Raw genomic sequence first — 19,574 nt, forward strand, 5'->3', positions numbered from 1 at the left:
TCTGTCCAACTTAGGGGGTTCACTTCTCTCATCGGGGCCTTTTTATTATTATTTTACTAAGGGGTGCCGACTATTAAATCCTTGATAAATCAGCAAACTAGCAGCCACACTGGCATTTAAACTTTGGACATGCCCAATCATCGGAATAGTTAGCATTTCATCACAGGTTTTCTTTAATAAAGGTGAGATTCCTTTCCCTTCATTTCCAATAACTAAAGCAACCGGTCCGTTGGCTTGCCACTGCCGGTAATCCGTCCCCTGCATATCAGTCCCAAACAACCAGACTCCCCGTTGTTGGAGTTCCTTGGCTGTTTGTACCAGATTCGTGACTCGGGCCACCGGGACGTGTTCGATTGCCCCAGTGGAAGTTTTGGCTACCACTGCCGTCAACCCAACCGACCGCCGTTTCGGAATAATAATCCCGTGGACCCCGGCAGCATCCGCCGTTCGTAAAATCGACCCTAAATTATGGGGATCCGCCAATTCATCCAAAATCAAAAAGAAAGGTGCTTCTTGATGTGCTTCAGCATTTGCAAAGAGATCATCAATTTGCGCATATTGATAAGCTGCCACCGCCAAAACCACTCCTTGATGATTTTGATGGTCCGTCATTTGATCGAGTTTCGCCTTAGGCACGTTAGAAATGATCAATTGACGTTCTTTAGCTAATTGAATGATTTGACCTAAGGCATCAGATTTCAGGCCCTTTTGGATGAAAACCTTATTAACGGCTTGATAAGATTTTAAGGCCGCGACTGCTGGATGACGGCCAATAATAAATTCTCTCGTTTGTTCACTTGTCATTTTGTTCTGTCCGTCCTCTTTCTACTTGATGAATACACCAAGAAGCTAATTCTTCAATCCGCTCCGTTTGTTCCGTCACTTTTAAATAACCAAACAAGGCCTCAAATCCCGTTGATTGACGGTAAGTTAAAATCGAAGTATTTTTCGCATGGGTATAACTTTTCGCATTCCGACCACGTTTATAATAAGCCCACTCAACTTCCGTTAAGATATCATCATCCGCCATTAAATCGACTAAAGCCGCTTGGGCTTTGGCTGAAACATAATGGGTGGCCTTTCTTTGAAGCCGATCTGGCTTACTCATTCCCAAGTCTAAGAGTCGCTGCCGAATAAACACTTCATAGACGGCATCACCAAGATAAGCTAAGGCAATCCCATTTAATTGTCGTTGATCAACTGTTGCCATCCCTTATTCCTTTCTATACCGGGTCCCTTGTGGCGTATCTTCAATAATGACTCCCCGCGCTTTTAAGGTATCCCGAATTTGATCACTCATCGCAAAATCTTTAGCAGCCCGCGCCGCATCCCGTTGCTTGATAAGCGCTTCAATCTCTTGATCTTGCGTTTGAGTTTCTAAATTAATCTCAATCCCAAAAACCTGCAAAAGCTTTTTCAACATTACTTGAATCGCTACCAAAGGTTCCCTTTGAACCGCAGATTGTTCAACATACTGATTGGCAAACTTCATCAATTCATACACGACGGCAATCCCATTAGCGACATTAATATCATCATCCATAACTTCAGTAAACCGATCCCTGAATTGGGCTAACTGACGTTGGACATCGCCATCCGTCCCCGAAGTAGCGTCTTGAAGTCGATATTGTAAATTGTGAAAGGTGTTCCGTAAGTGTTCCAGATTGGCGCGCGCCTCATCGAGATTGGCTTGACTATACTGAATAGGACGTCGATAGTGAGTGGTAGCCATAAAGAAGCGAATTACCTGAGGATCTTCTGATTTCAAGAGATCATGGACGGTCACAAAGTTGCCCAAAGACTTACTCATCTTTTCATTATCCTGGCCGATGGTCACAAAACCATTATGCATCCAATAATTAACAAATTTTTCTCCCGTCGCTGCTTCACTTTGGGCAATTTCATTTTCATGATGCGGGAATTGCAAATCTTGCCCCCCAGCATGAATATCAAAGGTCGGCCCAAAATGATCGGTCGACATAACTGAACATTCGATATGCCATCCCGGACGGCCTTTACCCCACGGTGCTTCCCAATTAATTTCTCCTGGTTTAGCGGCTTTCCAGAGGGCAAAATCAAGTGGGTCTTCTTTTTTCGCAACTTCTTCCGGATCAACATGTTCACTGGCACCGGTTTCTAAATCGTCAATGGACTGGCCAGACAGCGCTCCATAATTTTTAAAGTGACGAGCACGGTAGTATACGTCACCATCCACGACATAGGCATAACCGTTATCAATTAATTTTTGCACAAAAGTGATAATTTGCGGAATATACTCCGTGGCCCGCGGATGGTCCGTGGCCGGTTCCACATTTAGCGCTGTTGTATCTTCATTAAAGGCTTGAATATATCGATCAGCTAATTGGGGGACCGTAATCCCTTCTTCTTTAGCAGCCTTAATCATCTTATCGTCAACGTCCGTAAAGTTAGACACATATTGAACTTCATACCCGCGAAATTCAAAATAACGGCGAACGGTATCAAAAGCTACAATGCTCCTGGCGTTACCAATATGGATATAGTTGTAGACAGTTGGTCCACAGACGTACATCTTAATTACTCCCGGGGTCATTGGTTGAAAGACTTCTTTTTGACGTGAAAGGGTATTATAAATTTTTAACATCTGTCGACCTCCAAAAATCGTTAATTTTGATAGTTATTATCTTACCACATTCCCAAGATGACGGCTTTATTTCCCTTCAAATTGAGAATTTGATTATTTTTACCTTTTAATCATGAAATCTTCATAAATGATTGATAATATATACGTGTAATATAAATATACTACAATAACCGAAACCTATTATTTTTCAATTACTCCTCCCAATAGTAACCGAAAAATAAATTTTACGAAATCTCCCCCAAGATATCGTAATACTCCTCGGCAGTGACTTTTGGTCACTGTCTTTTTTTGCGGTTTGATCGAACGTATGTTTGTATAGAATCCTATTTCTCGCTATAATATAGCCAAAACCAACCCGAAAGGTGGAAAGTGTAATGGGACACCAACTAAATTACTATCAACAACTATTTAATCAACGGGTCACTCAACTCTTTAAGCCAGTGTCAAACACTGTTTATCAAATTGAAGTTAGCTACTATCCTCTTTTTGATTGTTACAATATTGCCTTTACCACTAACAATTTAAAAAAACCGGCGATTAGCACCATCATCGTGATCCAACTCCAACATGCGGGACCTAAAGACTTCCAAAAGCTCTTAAAAATGATCCAAGCCGAATGGCATTTTCAAATTAAAATCATGACCCCCCTGCCAAAAATTAACGATAAAAAAGACCGGTGAAGAAAAAATTCTTCCCAGTCTTTCCAAACGATTATAATTGCTGATTTTCAAGGCGGTCAATCATCGCATCCAGATGTTCTAAGGTTGTCTTTTGACCAAACAATTCGATACTTTCTGGTAGTTCGGGACCATGTGATTCATGCGTCACGGCAATCCGAATTGGCATCCAAAGCTGCCGACCCTTGATCTTCGTTTCTTTTTGAACCGCTTTGATGGCCGCTAATACTGACGTAGCATCCATAAAGTCCATGGCCGCAATCTTGTCGCGGAAGGCTTTTAAGACTACCACTGCCGTTTCCGCCTTCATCTCTTCTTTGGCATCATCATCAATATCCGCTGGGCCATGTACAAACGGCTTCACGTAATCAATAATTTCATGCGCATAAGAAATTTCACGCTTAAACAGTTCAACCAGCCGGCGCATCCATTCCATTTGGTATGGATCAGCATGCTTTTCCATCAAGCCGGCTTCAATCAACTGTGGCATGGCCGCATTGAAGACTTCATCCGCCGAAGATAACTTCATGTATTGATTGTTAATCCACCGTAACTTCTTCCGATCAAAGGCCGCCGGAGACTTGCTTAACCGTTTTTCATCATACATCTTGACGAATTCTTTTAAGCTAAAGATTTCGTCTTCACCTTCTGGGGACCAACCCAAGAGAACGATAAAGTTAACTAGCGCTTCCGGTAAGTAACCTAAATCACGGTATTGTTCGATAAATTGCAGAATTGATTCATCCCGCTTAGATAATTTCTTCCCCGTTTCCGTATTGATGATCAATGACATATGACCAAACTTAGGTACATCCCAACCCAATGCTTCATAAATCATCATTTGCTTGGGGGTATTGGACACATGGTCATCACCACGAAAGACGTGTGTAATCTGCATCAAATGATCATCAACCACAACGGCAAAGTTGTAAGTTGGCATCCCATCTCGCTTTTGAATAACGAAATCTCCACCAACCGAGGATGATTCAAAGGATAAATGTCCCTTCACTAGGTCGTCCCATTCATAAACGGCATCATTAGGGACGCGGAAACGAATAACCGGTTTGAGACCTTTGGCTTCCGCTGCAGCTTGGGCACTTGCAATTTCATCCGCCGACATTCCAGCGTATTCATACTCATAATGGGGCATTTCATGATTGGCCTTTTGCCGTTCCCGAACCGCCTCTAATTCATCTTCCGTCATGTAAGACTTGTAAGCCAAATCTTGATCTAATAGTTGTTGGATGTATTGGTCATATAAGTCACGCCGTTCCGATTGACGATAAGGGCCAAAGTCACCACCCTTATCAGGACCTTCATCCCAATCTAGCCCCATCCACTTCAGATTATCTAATTGACTCCGTTCACCATCTTCGATATTCCGCTTAGTATCAGTATCTTCAATTCGAATAATAAATTGTCCCTTGTAATGCCGAGCAAACAAATAGTTAAATAATGCTGTCCGTGCATTTCCAATATGTAAATGTCCGGTTGGACTAGGTGCATACCGCACCCGTACTTTATTTTTAGCCAAAACGCATGCCTCTTTCTATCAATTTATATCATGTAATAGTTTAGCGCCCCACCATTGAAAAGAAAAGGGGCTCCTTAAGATAAAGCTAATTTTAAAGCTTCATTAATAGTGGCAACCCCAACCACTTCAATATTGGTCGGTGGTGTCCAATGTTGCAAATTATTTTTCGGGATAAAGACCCGTTGAAAACCCAATTTAGCGGCTTCGGCCACTCGTTGTTCAATACGACTTACTCGCCGAACTTCCCCCGTCAAACCTAATTCACCAATAAAAGCATCCGTTGGTCGGGTCCCTTTGTCGCGATAACTCGAAGCAATACTGATGGCTAGGGCTAGATCAATCGCTGGTTCGTTTAACTTTACGCCCCCAGCCGCTTGTAAATAGGCATCCTGATTTTGTAAGAGTAAATTAGCCCGTTTTTCCAAAACAGCCATGATTAACGAAACCCGATTTCGATCCAAACCTGATGCGGTTCGCTGGGCATTCCCAAATACGGTAGGCGTAATCAGGGCTTGCACCTCTACTAGAATCGGCCGCGTCCCTTCCAAGGAAACAACTACTGCCGATCCGGTAGCATCTTTTAAGCGTTCTTCCAAAAACATCTCCGAGGGATTCGCCACCTCAGTTAATCCCGTATCATGCATCTCGAAGATGCCTAATTCATTAGTGGAGCCAAACCGATTTTTAACCGACCGTAAAATCCGGTAAGTATGATGAGAGTCCCCCTCAAAATAAAGGACCGTATCAACCATGTGTTCCAAAATTTTAGGACCCGCAATCGTTCCACCTTTGGTTACATGGCCGACCACGAACACCGTAATGTTTTCCCCCTTAGCAATCTGCATTAATTGAGCGGTGACGGCTCGGATTTGCGCGACACTCCCAATGGCTGATTCAACTCCTGATGCTTGCATGGTTTGGACCGAATCAATAACCACATATTCAGGTTTCAAATTATCAATCGTAGCGCGAATGCTATCCATATTGGTTTCTGGATAAATATAAAAATTGTCTCCCGAAACTGCAATTCGTTGAGCCCGCATCTTGATTTGATTCGCACTTTCTTCCCCCGAAATATATAAAACGGGGTGATTTTCCAGACTAAGCTGTCCAGAGACTTGTAGCAAGAGGGTCGATTTCCCAATCCCAGGATCTCCCCCAATCAACACTAACGAACCTGGTACAATCCCGCCACCTAGGACCCGATTTAATTCGCGTAATTTAGTTTTAACCCGTGGCGTCTTTTTCGTATCAATCTCATTAATTTTTTGGGGACGAGCCACAATCCCCGTCAAAGTGGTTGTAGCCTTAGTCGCTGCAGCCACACTGGTTTGTTCCACCTTTTCAACTAGAGTATTCCACTCACCACAATTTGGACAACGCCCTAAGAAGCGGGGTGAATTATAACCACAGTTCTGGCAAACATAATGCACTTTTGCTTTCGCCATGCTTGACCCCTCCTCTTATTTTTTCGTTGATCCAAATCCACCTTGCCGTTTTTGGGATGGTTGTAGCTCTTCATCCGCCGTTAAGTACGGCATGAAAATTCCTTGCGCAATCCGTTCACCCTTTTTAATATGATAATCAGTTAAACCATAATTTAAGAGTTGCACAAAGATTTCCCCTTCATTTTGAGGATTATTGTAATAATCGGCATCAATAATACCCACACTATTTGGCAAAATCAGCCGTCGCTTCAGGGGACCACTGGAACGGTTAAACAACATCAAGACTTCGTCGGCCTGCATGTAAGCCTTGATCCCCGTTGGCACTAAATATGGTTTTAAAACCTGATCCGCCTGGATGATGTCGTCATTTGTTAGCTCCTTTTGTTGATGGATCTTCCATAAAGTCTTTAAGAAATTCCCCTTCCAAATCGATGGTAGTACAAAATCTTCTGCTGCTTCGAGATCATAACCAGCCGCTTGTTGAGTCTGGCGTTGGGGAAGATTAATTTTTTGATCAGCCTTAAAACTAACCACTTGAAATCCACGCTTCATCTTACTCCTCCGATAATTAAAATAGTCGCTTACTATTGTAACATGAACTCAGTAATTTTAACGGATTCAAGGATTGACTTTTCCCCTGTCAATCAGTCACAATAGATGAGGACAAATCTCAAATTAAAGTAGGTAAATTGAAATGCAATGGCAAGAAGCAGCTAACCAAATCACCTTACGCGATGAGGATGGCACCTTGGTCGGTGAAATCACCTTTCCCACTGTCAACGAAAGTCAGCACCGCGTTGTTGTGGAACGTACTTTTGTCAACCCCGCTTATCGCGGACAAGGGATTGCGGCTCAACTAGTCGAGCACTTTGTAGCATACGCGGATCAACATCATTATCAAGTTAAATTAATGTGTCCCTATGCTCAAGACCAGTTTGACCGGCACCCTGAATATCAACATTTACTAGTTTCACCTACTAATTAACCAAATGGGAGTTAAAATGACACAAGATGAATTAAAAAAGATGGTTGGTTTAGCCGCCCTGCCATTCATTAAGCCCGGCATGAAGATCGGGTTAGGAACAGGCTCGACGGTCAAGCATTTAGTTGATGGCCTTGGCAAACGGATGCGTGAGGAAGGCTTGCAAGTCACTTGCGTCACCACCTCCAGCATCACAACGAGGCAAGCCAATGAACTCGGCATCCCTTTGGTTGGGCTTGACGATGTTGATCACTTAGATCTCACCATTGATGGGGCTGATCAAGTTGACGAAAATTTCAACGGCATTAAAGGTGGCGGTGGCTCCATGCTTTGGGAAAAGATTGTTAACACTGCTTCCGACCAAAACATTTGGATTGTGGATGAATCAAAACTAACCGAACGAATTGGCAGTTTCGGGGTGCCAGTTGAAATCGTGCCCTATGGTGCTAGCCATGTCTTCCGTCGCTTAGAGCAAAAGGGTTTAAAGCCAACCTGGCGGCTAGCAAAGGATAGTGACCAGCTTTACCGGACGGATGAAAATAATGTAATCATCGATGTCCATCCCGGACCAATTGATGACGTTAACGCCCTAGATCAAGAATTGATTAACATGGTCGGCGTCGTTGAGCATGGCTTATTTATCCAACGGATTAATGATATCATTATCGGACGTGAGCAAGGGCCTGAAACCATTCACGTTAAAGACTAAATAAAACAGGGAAGAAATTTAGGCTATAATGCCATAAATTTCTTCCCTGTTTTTGTAATCTTATCCGGCTTCGAATTGACTATTATAAAGATCAGCATAGAAGCCCTGTTGAGCTAATAATTCTTCATGCGTCCCACTTTCAATCACGTCCCCATGATTCATTACCAAAATCAAGTCAGCATCGCGAATCGTTGATAAACGATGGGCGATCACAAAACTTGTTTTATCAGTCATCAACTTATCCATCGCCCTTTGGACCTTCAATTCCGTCCGGGTATCAACACTACTAGTGGCCTCATCTAAAATCAATAATGGCGCATCTTTAAGCATCGCCCGCGCAATAGTAATTAATTGCTTTTGTCCAGCTGATAACATTTCATCATCCAGCAAGACCGTGTCGTAACCTTTTGGCAATTGTTCAACTAGATCCGTTAATCCCACTGCTTCCATAACCGTATCAAGTTGCTGATCACTAATGTGTTCCCGATTATAGACCAAATTGTCACGCAAAGCCCCTTCAAAGAGCCAAGTATCTTGTAGAACCATTGCGAATTGATCATGGACCAAGGCGCGTTTCAAGTCTGCCGTATTATGACCATCAATTCGAATTTGACCCTGGTTAGTTTCGTAAAATCGCATCAACAAGTTCACAATCGTGGTTTTTCCAGCCCCCGTCGGACCAACAATCGCTACTTTTTGCCCGGGTTGAACAGCTTCGTTAAAGTCCTTGATAATGACCTGATCAGGATCATAACCAAAGCTAACATGATCAAAGTCAACTTGCCCTTCAACTGGATCAATCGAGGCCACCTTATCACTTTCATCAGCTAATTCTGGTTGTTGCATGAACTCAAGTACCCGTTGACTAGCAGCTGCCATGGATTGCACACTGCTTACTGCCTGCGAAAGGTTCTGTAGCGGTTGAGTAAATAAGCGAATATACAACATGAAGGCCACAATCGTCCCAAAGGAAATACTGCCTTGAACGGCTAAGACCGCCCCCACGATACAAACGACCACATAAGCTAGGTTACCAACAAAAATCATCATCGGCATCATCATCCCGGACAAGAACTGGCTCTTCCAGGCAGCCTGATATAAACGTTGATTTTTATTGGCAAAGCGTGCCTTTTCGTATTGCTCGCCATTATAAGCCTTAACCACGAGGTGACCTGAAAAAGTCTCGTCCACTTGATCGTTAACTTCACCTAGCAGATCTTGTTGTTGCTTAAAATACTTTTGCGACCGCGCGATCACAAACATCATAATTGCAAAGCCCAGTAGAGCAGTCACGATCCCAGCAATTGCCATAAGCCAATTCGTCGCAAACATCATAATAGCCGAACCAAAAAACATGGTTAAGGACGAAATCACCGTTGATAAACTTTGGTTCATCGATTGGCCAACGGTGTCCACATCATTGGTCACCCGACTTAAAATATCACCAGTTGAATTCTGATCAAAATATCTTAAGGGGAGCCGATTAATCTTGCGCGAAATGTCAATCCGCATATTCTGCGAGACCCGTTGGGCAATTGTCGCCATCATGTAACCTTGCACGTAATTAAAAACGAAGCCTAAGGCATACATAATGGCTAAAATCATCCCCAAGTGGCCAATGGTGCTTATCTTGATGGTGCCATGAAGGCCCGCTGAGATATAATTCGTAATTTGGCTAATTAAGCGGGGACCGATCAAATTAAGAATGGAGCCGACAATTGATAAGAGAGCGGCAATAATCAACATTACCGTATAAGGCTTAAAATACCGCGCAATTCCCGCTAATGAAAATTTCTCAGTAGACTTTTCCCTAACAGACATATTATTCATACTCGCACCCCCTATTTCTTTAACTCATCTGGTGATAATTGCGACTCAGCAATTTCAAGATACTCCGGACTATTGGCTAATAATTCCTCATGCGTCCCTTGACCAACGATTTTACCATGGTCAAGGACCAGGATTTGATCGGCGTCCCGGATAGTCCCGATCCGTTGAGCCACGATAATCTTGGTTTCTTGAGTAAATTCTTGGTTTAGGTCGTGACGTAATTGAGCATCCGTCCGATAATCAAGGGCCGAGAAGGTATCATCAAAAATCATAATTTCGGCATTACCTGCCAAAGAGCGCGCAATCGACAGCCGTTGACGCTGCCCACCAGAAACATTTGTCCCGCCTTGCGAAATTGGTTCATTAATACCTTCTGCTTTTTGTTGCACAAACTCCGTCGCTTGGGCCGCCGCAAGGGCCGTATCAATTTGAGTCGATGAAATTTCACCGGTACCGCGATCACCATAGCTAACATTGGAAGCAATCGTCCCCTTAAAGAGGGTCGCTTTTTGCGGAGCCAAGGCCACCCGTTGCCGTAATTCAGCTAATTGATAGTCGCGAACATCTTGCCCGTCCACTAACACTTGTCCGTCCGTAACATCATATAAACGATTAATTAAATTCACCAAGGTCGTTTTCCCAGATCCTGTGGCCCCAATTATTGCCAAAGTTGATCCAGCCTCAACGGTGAAACTGACATCAGACAATGACTTTTCCTGTGATCCAGGATAGGTAAAGGAAACATGTTTGAATTCTACTTGCCCCTGTCGTTTTGGCGCACCTCCTTGACCATCTTGAATGGAAATCGGCGTTGTTAAAACCTGAATGATCCGCTTAGCTGATACTTGAGCCCGAGGAAGCAGAATAAAGATCATGTTCAATAACATGAAGGCCATAATTACCTGCATGGCATAGTTGGAGAAGACCACCATATCTGAAAAGAGGGGTAGCTTACTTGATAAACTCGCCGCTTCGATAAGATAAGCCCCAATCCAATAGATCGCCAAAGTTAATCCTGAGTTAATCAGGGTCATCGTTGGCGACATGAGCGCCATCACTCGGTTAGCTACTAAATTATTATTCGTCAGTTCGTCATTAGCTTGATCAAACTTTTCTTCTTCATATTGTTCGGCATTATATGCCCATACTACTCGGATCCCCGTAAGTTGTTCCCGCGTAACCCGATTTAAATTATCAGTCAACGATTGAACCCGCCGATACCGCGGAACCGCCACAAGTAAGACCAGGGCTAGCATTACCACTAATACCAATACCGCAATCCCAGTTGATGCCGTCCATTGCCAACTTTTATCAATAATCAAGGTTAAGGCCCAAATAGCCATGATGGGTGCTTTAACAATTGCTTGTAAGCCCATCGCTACTAGGTTTTGAATTTGGACAATATCGTTGGTAGACCGATTAATTAAACTAGCGGTGGAAAAATGACCAATTTCAGCATTGGAAAAATCTAAAATCTGATTATAGGTTAATGATCGTAAAGTTCTCGATAACCCCGCTGCCACTTTGGCAACAAGGTATCCTGTGATCGTAGCTGCGGCCATGCTGCCAAGGGCACAAAGTAACATATATCCCCCCTGCAGTAAAGTATCGCTCATTTTACTACCGGACGTTTCGACCAAAGTCGTAATGGCCGACATATAACTTGGCAATTTCAAATCTAACCAAACTTGTAAAACGATAAAGACAATGGAAATCCCTACATATCCCCATTCTCGCTTCGACAGGTATTTTAAAATACTAATCATACTCTCACCCTCTTTATCCTTTATGCTTCATGATGATCAGCTAGCGATTGGGCTATCTTTTCTAACAAAGTAGCAAAAATAGCTTGTTCTTCATCCGTTAAAGCCACAACTAATTCCCGATCCGCTCGTTGCATATCTTCTTTAGCTTTATCAATTAATTCCATCCCTGCGGTCGTTAATTGGATCAATTTTACTCGTCGATCCTCCGGAGAATTAAGGGTTGAAATTAATCCTTTGGCGACTAAACGTTGAACTATTCCTGCCACGGTTGGTTGGGAAACCCGTAATAATTTTTCTAATTCCTTCGATTCCAAACTGGAACGCTGATTCTGGTCTAACTGAATTAAACAATTTAATTGTGTAGCCGTTAAATTATCGTGCTTTAAATTGTGATTCATTCGTTGAATCATCTGATCGTTAATATATTTAATATTGGATCCGATACTGTTCATTTCATCGCCTCCCATAATACATATCATACTATGTATTATCCAAAAGTCAATAGCACGCTATGCATTTCTTACAAATAAATCCAGAATCACTCAAGTACGCGATTCTGGATTCATTTTATTCATTATGAATTCGAGCTAGTAACTGCCGTCGGCGATTAATCCCTTTATACAAAAGAGTAATCGTATAAGTAATACTGGATCCCGCTGAAAGGGTCCAGATAAACCATTCGGTCGGATGGGTAAAGCGAAAAACCATTACTAATTCTCGCAAGGCTTCAACAAAAAAAGCCTGCATAAAGTTCGACCAGCTAAGTTCCGCATTCAAAATGGAATCACCGATAAAACCAATGATGACAATTAGACACCAACCAATCAGATAGTTGCGGCCTTTCTTTAAGGAGATCTCGGGTAGACCACGTCGATTTAATTGCCCGCTATATTTAATTTGAGCACTTGTAGTTTGGTATTTACCAATCATAGCACTCACAATCAGCACACCGATAAAAATCAACCAATGTTGACTAACTTCATGCCAGGCAAGGAAAATCATCACTAGGGAGAGCACCGGCAAGGTAAAGTATTCAAAACGTGTGACTTTTTCGTATTCATTCGACTTGCGCGCGAACCGTAAAACAATTAAAAAGCCAACTAAATATAATACAATCATTTAAGCTAATGTTCCCATTGGATCCCATGGTTTTAAGACTACTGGAGCTTGGGCTTGAGCCGCAGCCTGTTGATCAGACAAGAACCGCTTATTAACCACGACTTGGTAACAATACTTATCCATCCAGGCGTCACTCATGACAAAGTAGCCCTTTTCCCCTACTTTAGTCCCCCATGAATTTTCAACCTTCCACTTCGTCGGTTGATCATCCACCAGATCGACTCCCGTTAGGACCATCGCATGGTTCATCATACTTTGACCATAATCTAAGGCATCTTCCTTTGACATCGTTAATTGAGTATCAAAGAGATCTTCATAACCATAGGTTCCCAAGGCCATAATTCCGAGTTTCCGTTCGGATTCCTTAGAGACATCGGAACCAAACCAAACACTCTCTCCCGCCTTCAACTGGTCAACAGCTAACTGCTTAAATTCATTCATTGGTAAATTTAAATGCTTAACTGGTCGACCACCAACGACATTTCCTAACATTTCAATCGTGTAAGTTTGGTAATATTCTTTATCTTTAGTTGGAGCATGGATAACGGAAATGTAATCATCTAGGTTCCAGCCAACATATTTACTAAAGAAACTTTGGGGGCTCAAGTTAGCTTCCCGGTGATATTGCTTATCTTTATCGCGATATTCAAAATCAAAGTTGGCTACTGGTTCACCAAAGGCATAGGCCAACATCCGGTAGATATCTTGCATCATTGTTTTCCGGGTAGCCGTTAAATCTGCCTCACTTGCCCCTTGAGCTACCAAATCACGTAAGATCACCGCATCGTGACGTAACTTTTGGTTTAAAACCCCGTTAATTTCGTTTGAACGACTCGAATTATAGGATTCGGGCATCGCTGATTGCGGCACGACTCCATACTTTTCAATCAGAGCTACCAGCATGTCCCATTGTCCGCCGTCTTGTTGAGGTGTGGCCATCAACCAGGCAACGCGCCGATCATCTGTTGGCAGGTCCGCCGTTTTTAAAACATTTTCATAAAAGTAGTTTGCTTTTTCAAATTTGTCCCAGAAAAATTGGTACGATTGGGATAACTCAAAATCATCTGGCAAGTTAAATTTTGCTTGCATATCATGGCGCATCGTATTAAGAGCCGCAAACATCCAGCATCGCCCAGATTGTTTTTGGTCGGCCACTTCCCCAGTCGCTAGATCAATGGAAAAATGTTGGTCATTATCAGCAATGGAATGCCAATCAAAACTAGCTGCTTGGACCCCATTTTTAGTAACCGTCCGTTCTAATACCTTACTTTCTGGCCGGGCTTGATAAGCTTGATGAAATGATGCTAAATCTTCTTTTGAAATTGCCAAAGTCATATTAATGCTTCCCTTCTTGTTCGTATCGATTTAAAAATTCTAAAACTGTTTTGTAGACCGCCGCACTCCAAAAGTCGCGCTCATGATCAGCCCCTTTGACCCGATAAGCTTCAACCGACGCTCCTTGATCAACCAAAGCTTGATACATGGTTTCCATCTCCTGATATGGGACCGTCTTGTCTTGATCGCCGTGGAAGAGCAAAAACGGCGGATAAGTGACGCCAGCTTTAATTTGATGTACTGGACTCATGGCGATTTTTTGTTCATCCCATTCCGACTGGTCAGGGCCAAACAAAGCATACTGTAAAACATCGTTTCCAGGTACCATGGCAGTATATTGAAAGGTATCTTGAACATCAGTAGGTGCAAAACAAGATACCACCGCTGATACGGCATCAGATTGATCCGGATAATCCCGAGTTTGATAACGTTGATCATTCCCAGTCAAGCCCACTAGCAGGGCAGTATTAGCACCAGATGAGGTTCCCCAAATAGCAACTCGGTTAGGATCAATCATGTATTCCACAGCATGGGCGCGTAAATAACGAATCGCCGTTTTGACATCTTCTAAAAAGGCCGGAAAAGGATGCCCATCTAAGGAGTTACGATGTTGAACGGTCGCTACAATATAGCCTTGCTTGGCAAAATCAACCAATTGAGGGATTTGCTCTCCTAAGGTTGGCAGGCGCCACGAACTCCCTTGAACAAAAACGATTAAGGGGCGTGGCGTCGTTCTAGTCGATGGATAACGTTGTACCCAGGGGGCTAAAATTGATAAATATTGGGGCTTGCCATCCGCGCAGGCATAAGCAACCCGCTCGATTAAGCGCAACTGTCCTGCCCAGGTTGGATTATTAGTCAACTCTTTAATTGGCATACTCTTCACCGTCCATAATTTCTTTTGCTTGGATAACCAAGTGATCGTTTAGTTCATATATAATGGGTCGCCCATTAGGTACTTCAACCTGATCAATCTGATCATCTGGGATGCCCTCTAAGTATTTAATTAAGGCTCGCAAGGAACTACCATGGGCCACGATTAATTGATCTCGTTGATCTAATAAACGTGGCGCAATCTGATTCTCCCAATAGGGAAGTAACCGCTCCAAAGTCATTTGCAGACTTTCACTAAGGGGTTCCTGAACACCTAGCCGATCGTAGCGCCGATCATGGTGTGGCTGATCAAGTCGGGGTGGCAAAGCCCGATACCCCCGGCGCCAAGCCTTAAATTGAGCTGTACCAACTTTAGCTTTAACCGCTAATTTATTTTGACCACTTAAGGCCCCATAATGCCGTTCGTTCAATCGCCAGGTCTTATGAATTGGTAGATCCAACAGATCCAATTGTTCCAGAATTAGATTAGCGGTAATGATCGCCCGTTGCATATATGAAGTATGGACATCTGTAAAACTAAACTGACGTTGCGCAAATTTTTGACCAACTTGAATCCCCTGCTGATAACCTAAGGGGGTTAAAGGAACATCCGTCCAGCCGGTAAAGATATTATCTAAATTCGCTTGGCTTTGCCCATGGCGAACTAGTACCAATCGAACCATACTTACCCCTCCCCACATCCTTTATTTTCTAATGGTACCCTAAAAAAGTGGCTTAAACAATCGATTTGATGATCACCATCAAGACGGGAATAACGATAACTGAAATGACTGTTGTTTCTGCAACCATGATGGAAGCATAGGTATCATCAGCGTTATACATTTTTGAAACTACCGGAGCATTTGTCATTACTGGCATGGCCGATTGTAAGATAAAGACTTGCTTCATTAAAACCGGCATGGAACTAGGCAAGACCAAGAGGGTCATGATGATGGGGGCAAATAAGAACCGCCCAAATAAAATCCCCCAGGCATCCCGGTTAAAGCGAACCCGCTTCAAGCCCGCATTAGAAATGGCAATCCCAATAAAAATCATCGACATCGGGATGGTTAAATTCCCTAAATACCCACAAGTTTGCAGGATAAATTTTGGTAAGTGAATTTTTAAAAGAACTAAAGCAACCCCGATAATAAAACCTAAAAGTGGGGCTGAAAAAACCTTCTTTAGGGCTTGTTTAACATCTATTTTAACGTCTTTCATCCCATCTCGTTGAATCAGCCAAACCCCCAAAGTCCAAAAGAAGGTCGTATTAGCCATATAATAAACCAGCACATATGGAATCGAAGCATCTCCAAATAACGCTAGATTAATTGGCAAACCAATAAAGACGGTATTGGAGTTAAAAAACATCGACGAAAACAGCCCGATATGCGAACGTTGAATAGCGAGCGCGCGAGCCACCGCAAAGGATAAGGCAAACATAATCAACATTGAAATTACCGGATACCGTAAATCCGGTAGCAAAATTGATAATTTACCGGCCGTAAAATCCTTGGTAATCGTGGATATCATGTAAGCAGGTAACGAAATTTGCGTCACGATTCGCGAAATCGTTTTGGATGAAGTTGGACTAAACCAACCTCGTTCATTCATGACGAAACCTGCCACAACCATAATAATAATGACGCTAACCCCTGATAGGGCCGATAAGAAAACGGTAACCATGCTTTTTCCTCTCCGGATTACAAATAAATTTTCAACAAGTTTTATTTTACAACTAAAAACGCCAGATCAATAGATAATCTGACGTTTTTTCTAATCTTTTTTTAATTTTATAAAGTAATTTGAAAACTTACTTCATGATCTTGACCAGCATCCAAGTGATATTGGGGTTCAACATCCGCCCCCCAAGAGTCAATTCCTCCGACTCCTCGAACCGCTCCAGCAATCGTCAGCACAGTTCGATGAATTGGTGGTAGTTTCTCTTGATGCGTCGCATTTTCTAATTCGCTGCTGGTATATGGCAAACAAGAGAATGCAAACGGCTTATCCAAAGCTGAAAATTTCAGTGAAAGCGGTGATAAGTCAGGATCAGCATTATTCAGGGTCGTTGCCCGCGTTACCGTCACCCAATCAGTCGCCATATGCATCCCACATTCTTGCGGTACTAAGTATGGAGTTACTGGCATGCCCGCAACTTCAAATTGCCCCTTGGTGGCACCGGCCATTCGATCGGGATAGGTTTCACCAGAAAGGCCTTGATAAGTATAACCAGTGGCTGGTGTTGGCATAATCAGCCGTAAGCCAAAGACGGGTAATTCCGGTAAATTAGCTTTTCCTTGATAGTGAGCCCGCACTGTAATCGTCCCATCTGCCACAACATGATACGTAACGGTCACAGTGGTTTGTGGAATGGTTACGGTTTGATAAGTGTATTTAATTTCCACTTGTTCCGCCAAGGTTTGATTGCTGAATTGATTCGTCACCGGCGCAATTGGTAATTGGTCATAATGATGGTTATCGACCGTTAAATCAATGTCGACACAAGGTGCAACATAGTCAGCCGCTAACCACTGGGCTGATTTAATATTAAATTGATTTCCCCGGTCATTATCGGTGGTCGCCCGCCAAAAGGTCGGTTGGGGAACCCGATAAAGCCATTCCTTCCCGTCAACCACTAATGATTCCAAACCAGCCCGCTCATAACCGAAAATATAATGAAAGCGTGGACCTGCTAAACCAAGCATTCCATCATCATAAATAATTTGCATTTGATTAGTGTAGTCCATAGTAGTATTTAACCTCCTGCATTGCTGGCTTTGGTTGCCGATTAGCAAACATAATCCCATCACCCGCAAATTCATAATCGGCATGACGATCATCAAAGTCCCCACCATAACGCATCGACTTTTGTCCGGTAACGGGGTCTGTCACTTCAATTGCTTGATCAATAAAGTCCCAAATAAAACCACCGCAATATTGCGGATATTGATCAATTAAGTCATTGTAAGATCCTAGACCACCAACGGAATTCCCCATTGAATGCATATATTCACATTCAATAAAGGGCTTATCTGGGTTATTAGCCAGGTATTCGGCCACTTTTGTCGGTGGTAAGTACATCCATGACTCAAAATCAGAAATCCGGTCACGGTATTCAGGAGTGTGACAAACCCCTTCGTAATGGACGAGTCGACTTGGATCATGTTCTTTGTAGAAGGCATTCATGTCCGCAATGTTGTCACCCGCATATGATTCATTTCCTAATGACCAGAAGAGGATCGCTGGGTGATTTTTTAAAAGCTCATAATTAGAGCGAGCCCGATCAATCACCACATCATGCCATTGTGGAAGCGAACCCGGCACGTTGTCTGATGGTTCGATGGCGCCCATCTTTTGCCAAGTCCCATGCGATTCTAAATTATTTTCGGCCATCATGTAGATTCCATGACGGTCACATAAATCATACCAAGCTAATTGATCTGGATAATGACAAGTTCGAACCGCATTAATGTTATTTTCATGGAAGGTCTGTAAGTCAGCCAACATGTCTTCATACATGATGGCACGCCCACGATGACAGTTCCATTCATGCCGGTTAACCCCGTTGATAACTAACCGGTGACCATTCAGCATTAAGACCGCTTGATCATTAATCATGACTTGGCGGAAGCCCACCACTTGTGGGATGACTTCTTGCACTTCCCCAGCTTTGATCACCGTTAAGGTCAATTGATACAAAACTGGTTGCTGATTATCCCAGGCTTGAACCATGCCTAAGTCATGCAATGGTAATTGCCATTGGTCATTAGCCGTTAAACTCGTTTCCAAAATCGGCTCGCCATCAGGATCGGCTAAAGTAACTTGAACTTGATCTGCATCATTAGTCAATTGCAAGGCTAGTCCTAATTGTCCCTGCTGATTGGCAGGATCATATGGGGCATCTACCTTTAAATCAACTACATGACTAGCTGGCAAAGCAAGTAAACTCACGTCCCGAAAAATCCCGGAAAATCTAAACATATCCTGATCTTCTAACCAAGAAGCTGTACTATGCTTAAAGACTTCCACCGCTAACACATTATTCTTATTTTGAAGATAAGGTGTCAGATCAAATTCCGATGGGGTAAAACTATCTTCGGCGTAGCCAATAAAATGCCCATTTAGCCAAACATACATGGCCCGTTCCACCCCTTCAAACATGACATGGACATCTAGCCCTTGCCAGTCAATCGGCAGATCAAACTTACGGACATAGGCTCCAACCGTATTATCAATTCCCTCACTAAACGATCCAGCGGCTTCATAGTCATCACCGAGCGAATAGGCCGGGCGCCGATATACTTTTCCTGACCACGGATTAAGCGTATTAATATAATTAATCTGCGCAAAATTTTGAAGTTCGATTTCACTTGGTACTTCAATCGTCGTGAAATCAGATCGATCGGCATCTACTTCCCAAAAATTAACCGGTCGAACCTGTGGGTTTTTCGCAAAGGTAAAATCCCAGGTGCCGTTCAGGCTTTGCACATAGCTACTTTGTCCCGCTTCTAATTCCTCCTGGTTTTTAAAAAACTGATGATCGCTATGGGCTGGCAGTTGATTTACCCGAAAAACGGTCGGGTCATCCAGCCACTTTAAACTTGCTTCCATTAGCTAATCTCCATTTCTTAAGGATACCATTAAGTATATCTGATAGCGGTTACATTTGCAAAAA

General features: G+C 43.0%; 19 protein-coding genes. 3 read left to right on the forward strand and 16 right to left on the reverse strand.

All coding sequences use genetic code 11. The annotated features are described in order from the left end of the window. Positions 1-48: 48 nt before the first annotated feature. From rlmB to cysS, 3 genes are read right to left on the reverse strand one after another with little or no spacing between them, the layout of a single operon-like run. A complete protein-coding gene (gene rlmB, locus FC60_RS06905; RefSeq protein ID WP_056937697.1) occupies positions 49-804 on the reverse strand; it encodes a 23S rRNA (guanosine(2251)-2'-O)-methyltransferase RlmB in 756 nt (251 codons plus the stop codon). Next, positions 794-1,210 (reverse strand): Mini-ribonuclease 3, encoded by a 417-nt coding sequence (locus FC60_RS06910; RefSeq protein ID WP_056937698.1) that lies wholly within the window; start codon positions 1,208-1,210, stop codon positions 794-796. The genes rlmB and FC60_RS06910 overlap by 11 nt, the downstream gene beginning before the upstream one ends. A 3-nt stretch (positions 1,211-1,213) precedes the next feature. Next, entirely contained in the window at positions 1,214-2,623 is a 1,410-nt protein-coding gene (cysS, locus tag FC60_RS06915; RefSeq protein WP_056937699.1) for a cysteine--tRNA ligase, read from the reverse strand. Positions 2,624-2,997: 374 nt separating this feature from the next. Between cysS and FC60_RS06920 the strand changes: the two genes are divergently transcribed. After that, a complete protein-coding gene (locus FC60_RS06920; RefSeq protein WP_056937700.1) occupies positions 2,998-3,303 on the forward strand; it encodes a hypothetical protein in 306 nt (101 codons plus the stop codon). Between the two features lie 31 nt (positions 3,304-3,334). On the opposite strand, the gene gltX is transcribed toward FC60_RS06920, so the two are convergent. The 3 genes from gltX to FC60_RS06935 all read right to left on the reverse strand — a co-directional run bounded on the left by gltX (position 3,335) and on the right by FC60_RS06935 (position 6,834). Next, entirely contained in the window at positions 3,335-4,834 is a 1,500-nt protein-coding gene (gene gltX / locus FC60_RS06925; protein ID WP_056937701.1) for a glutamate--tRNA ligase, read from the reverse strand. 74 nt (positions 4,835-4,908) lie between these two features. Beyond that, on the reverse strand, positions 4,909-6,282 hold the full coding sequence (gene radA, locus FC60_RS06930) for a DNA repair protein RadA (protein WP_056937702.1): 1,374 nt from the start codon (positions 6,280-6,282) through the stop codon (positions 4,909-4,911). Positions 6,283-6,297: 15 nt separating this feature from the next. Then, a complete protein-coding gene (locus FC60_RS06935; RefSeq protein ID WP_056937703.1) occupies positions 6,298-6,834 on the reverse strand; it encodes a dCTP deaminase/dUTPase family protein in 537 nt (178 codons plus the stop codon). A 142-nt stretch (positions 6,835-6,976) separates the two neighbouring features. On the opposite strand from FC60_RS06935, the gene FC60_RS06940 reads away from it, so the two are divergent. Both FC60_RS06940 and rpiA read left to right on the forward strand, forming a co-directional pair. Further along, entirely contained in the window at positions 6,977-7,267 is a 291-nt protein-coding gene (locus FC60_RS06940; protein ID WP_056937704.1) for a GNAT family N-acetyltransferase, read from the forward strand. Positions 7,268-7,283: 16 nt separating this feature from the next. After that, on the forward strand, positions 7,284-7,973 hold the full coding sequence (gene rpiA, locus FC60_RS06945) for a ribose-5-phosphate isomerase RpiA (protein ID WP_056937705.1): 690 nt from the start codon (positions 7,284-7,286) through the stop codon (positions 7,971-7,973). 60 nt (positions 7,974-8,033) lie between these two features. Here rpiA and FC60_RS06950 read toward each other — a convergent pair whose 3' ends face one another. The 10 genes from FC60_RS06950 to FC60_RS06995 all read right to left on the reverse strand — a co-directional run bounded on the left by FC60_RS06950 (position 8,034) and on the right by FC60_RS06995 (position 19,510). Continuing rightward, complete coding sequence (locus FC60_RS06950) at positions 8,034-9,794, reverse strand: ABC transporter ATP-binding protein (RefSeq protein WP_056937728.1); 1,761 nt, start codon at positions 9,792-9,794, stop codon at positions 8,034-8,036. 20 nt (positions 9,795-9,814) lie between these two features. Next, the gene (locus tag FC60_RS06955; protein WP_056937706.1) at positions 9,815-11,569 is read right to left on the reverse strand and encodes an ABC transporter ATP-binding protein; all 1,755 of its coding nucleotides are present in this window, start codon (positions 11,567-11,569) and stop codon (positions 9,815-9,817) included. 20 nt (positions 11,570-11,589) lie between these two features. Continuing rightward, positions 11,590-12,021, reverse strand: a complete 432-nt coding sequence (locus FC60_RS06960) for a MarR family winged helix-turn-helix transcriptional regulator (protein ID WP_056937707.1) — start codon at positions 12,019-12,021, stop codon at positions 11,590-11,592. A gap of 115 nt (positions 12,022-12,136) precedes the next feature. Beyond that, complete coding sequence (locus tag FC60_RS06965) at positions 12,137-12,688, reverse strand: hypothetical protein (protein WP_056937708.1); 552 nt, start codon at positions 12,686-12,688, stop codon at positions 12,137-12,139. Then, positions 12,689-14,023, reverse strand: coding sequence for a C1 family peptidase (locus FC60_RS06970; protein ID WP_056937709.1), 1,335 nt, complete (start codon positions 14,021-14,023; stop codon positions 12,689-12,691). It abuts the gene before it with no gap. 1 nt (position 14,024) lies between these two features. Next, positions 14,025-14,900, reverse strand: coding sequence for an alpha/beta hydrolase (locus tag FC60_RS06975; protein ID WP_056937710.1), 876 nt, complete (start codon positions 14,898-14,900; stop codon positions 14,025-14,027). Then, positions 14,890-15,579 carry a 2,3-bisphosphoglycerate-dependent phosphoglycerate mutase gene (locus FC60_RS06980; RefSeq protein WP_056937711.1) on the reverse strand — a complete coding sequence of 230 codons (690 nt, stop codon included), beginning with the start codon at positions 15,577-15,579 and terminating at the stop codon, positions 14,890-14,892. Before FC60_RS06980 ends, FC60_RS06975 begins: the two co-directional genes overlap by 11 nt. A gap of 52 nt (positions 15,580-15,631) precedes the next feature. After that, a complete protein-coding gene (locus tag FC60_RS06985; protein ID WP_056937712.1) occupies positions 15,632-16,582 on the reverse strand; it encodes an AEC family transporter in 951 nt (316 codons plus the stop codon). 107 nt (positions 16,583-16,689) lie between these two features. Further along, positions 16,690-17,646 (reverse strand): beta-galactosidase small subunit, encoded by a 957-nt coding sequence (locus tag FC60_RS06990; RefSeq protein ID WP_056937713.1) that lies wholly within the window; start codon positions 17,644-17,646, stop codon positions 16,690-16,692. Then, positions 17,633-19,510 carry a glycoside hydrolase family 2 TIM barrel-domain containing protein gene (locus FC60_RS06995; protein ID WP_056937714.1) on the reverse strand — a complete coding sequence of 626 codons (1,878 nt, stop codon included), beginning with the start codon at positions 19,508-19,510 and terminating at the stop codon, positions 17,633-17,635. Before FC60_RS06995 ends, FC60_RS06990 begins: the two co-directional genes overlap by 14 nt. Positions 19,511-19,574: the final 64 nt, after the last annotated feature.

The sequence above is a fragment of the Limosilactobacillus gastricus DSM 16045 genome (assembly GCF_001434365.1).
In the GTDB taxonomy this organism is placed as follows: domain Bacteria; phylum Bacillota; class Bacilli; order Lactobacillales; family Lactobacillaceae; genus Limosilactobacillus; species Limosilactobacillus gastricus.